General features: G+C 24.6%; 1 protein-coding gene. It reads right to left on the reverse strand.

Annotated elements, in window-relative coordinates:
• Positions 1 to 1,380 precede the first annotated feature (1,380 nt).
• Positions 1,381 to 1,698 carry a hypothetical protein gene (locus B6C84_RS11405; RefSeq protein WP_086354020.1) on the reverse strand — a complete coding sequence of 106 codons (318 nt, stop codon included), beginning with the start codon at positions 1,696 to 1,698 and terminating at the stop codon, positions 1,381 to 1,383.
• Positions 1,699 to 1,796 lie beyond the last annotated feature (98 nt).

Genomic DNA, 1,796 nt, shown 5'->3' on the forward strand with positions numbered 1-1,796 from the left:
GAGTTAAAACTCTCTTTTTTTATTATTATTGTTAAGATTTTTTCCTCCTGAGATACTATGTCTAGTATATAACAATCGATTTTGCAGATCAATAAATTATGATATAATAGACACAAACTATCGCAAATTATATGACCGATCGTTCAAATCTTTCAAAAAAATATAAAAAAGTAACAACTTATAAATAATAAGTGTAAAAAGTGATTTTATATATGTGGAATAATTATTTATAAACATTTCAATAATTATATTTTTCTAGTGTGGGAGCATTAATAACATAAAGAGTTTGTGCTGAAATAGAACCCAAAAAAGTAATTAAATCCGTAATAATGAATGTCCTTAATATTTTTTATGCATCAAATAATAACCATGTAATTAACAAAATATAACACTATAACAACATGTAAATAATGCATAGATTATTAATAATAATTTTTATTGATGTGGTTGGTATCATAAAATAAACATTTCTTTTAAATAACTAGTTGTTTTTGATATAGGATTTTTTACATTATGATGGGTGATGAAGTTAATTAAAATTGTTTAATGTTATGCAGCAAGTTATATGTAGTTATTTTAGTGTTTGATAAATCCATTAATATAAATTTGTTACCTTACTAAAACACTTACCTCACAATCCAATATTTAAAACCATTAAAATAAATCATTAATCCTTACTTTTTGACTATAAAATCTTAAAATATATTAAGTGCGTTAAAATAATAATCTTTTTTCGTCCATTTATTAATGCCTCGAATCCTACTTATTTATATGCATTTAATAAATCTTTTACTAACTTTATATGAATTAGCTCCTAATGAGTCATAATTCTTAACTGATAGCACTATGATTGTCTTCAAAATTTTATTACTGACTGTTTCTGCGATCTTTTTATAAGATAAATGATTTCGGTTGGCATAAATTGCGATTGATACGTGATTTAGAGTTATTCTTGAGATGTAGTTGGAAAATTGAAATTTTTCAAAATTGTATATTTCCTATGATTCAGGAATCAGTCTGAACAGTCGATTTGATAATATTTTGCAGGTCAATTGATGAGATTTTAATAAATTTATCGCAGTTTACATGTCTAGACTATAATTACATGATTCTAACAATATGATAACAAAAGCATATTGGGAAAACTTTCTAAAATGACATCGGTGGTTATGCCTTAATCTTCAAAAATAAAGGGTATTATAAAAAAAGAGGGTTATCCCTCTTTTTATTAGTGATCTGACATATAGTATTGTCATAGAAATTTATTAAAATTTTTAAGGTAAAAGATAAAAAGCTATCAAAATCCACCTTTAATCGGTTTATTTATAATGCAGTGTTCATAATTATGTTTGCTTTAAAACTGAATATAGCTTTTTTCTATTACTGATGATACTTACTTACATTAATAAATCTATAAATAATACCATCACTACAAACTGATGTTGTATAATCTTTTCCTGACATCATTTCCTTTTTAATTTGCTCATTATCATTTTTATCACAGTTTTCTAGTACTCGGTAAAGCAACCCCGAATAACTTAAGTTTTCTATGTTTCGTGGCAAATCTATATTTGAATCAAAATCACTTACTTCGACTTTCATTTTAGCGAAATCAAAAGTTATAGTATTTTTTTCACCACAACCAGTTAGAGTAAAATTTAAAAAAATAATAAAGATAAATGTAACTATTTTATTCATTATTCAATTCCTTTCTTTAGCATTAATTATTTTCGAGGTAATATCGTTTTTACACACCTAAGTAGTATACTTACCATCGGTATTTAACTTTCTTGAAA

It is taken from the genome of Gilliamella apis (assembly GCF_002142155.1).
In the GTDB taxonomy this organism is placed as follows: Bacteria; Pseudomonadota; Gammaproteobacteria; order Enterobacterales; family Orbaceae; genus Gilliamella; species Gilliamella apis.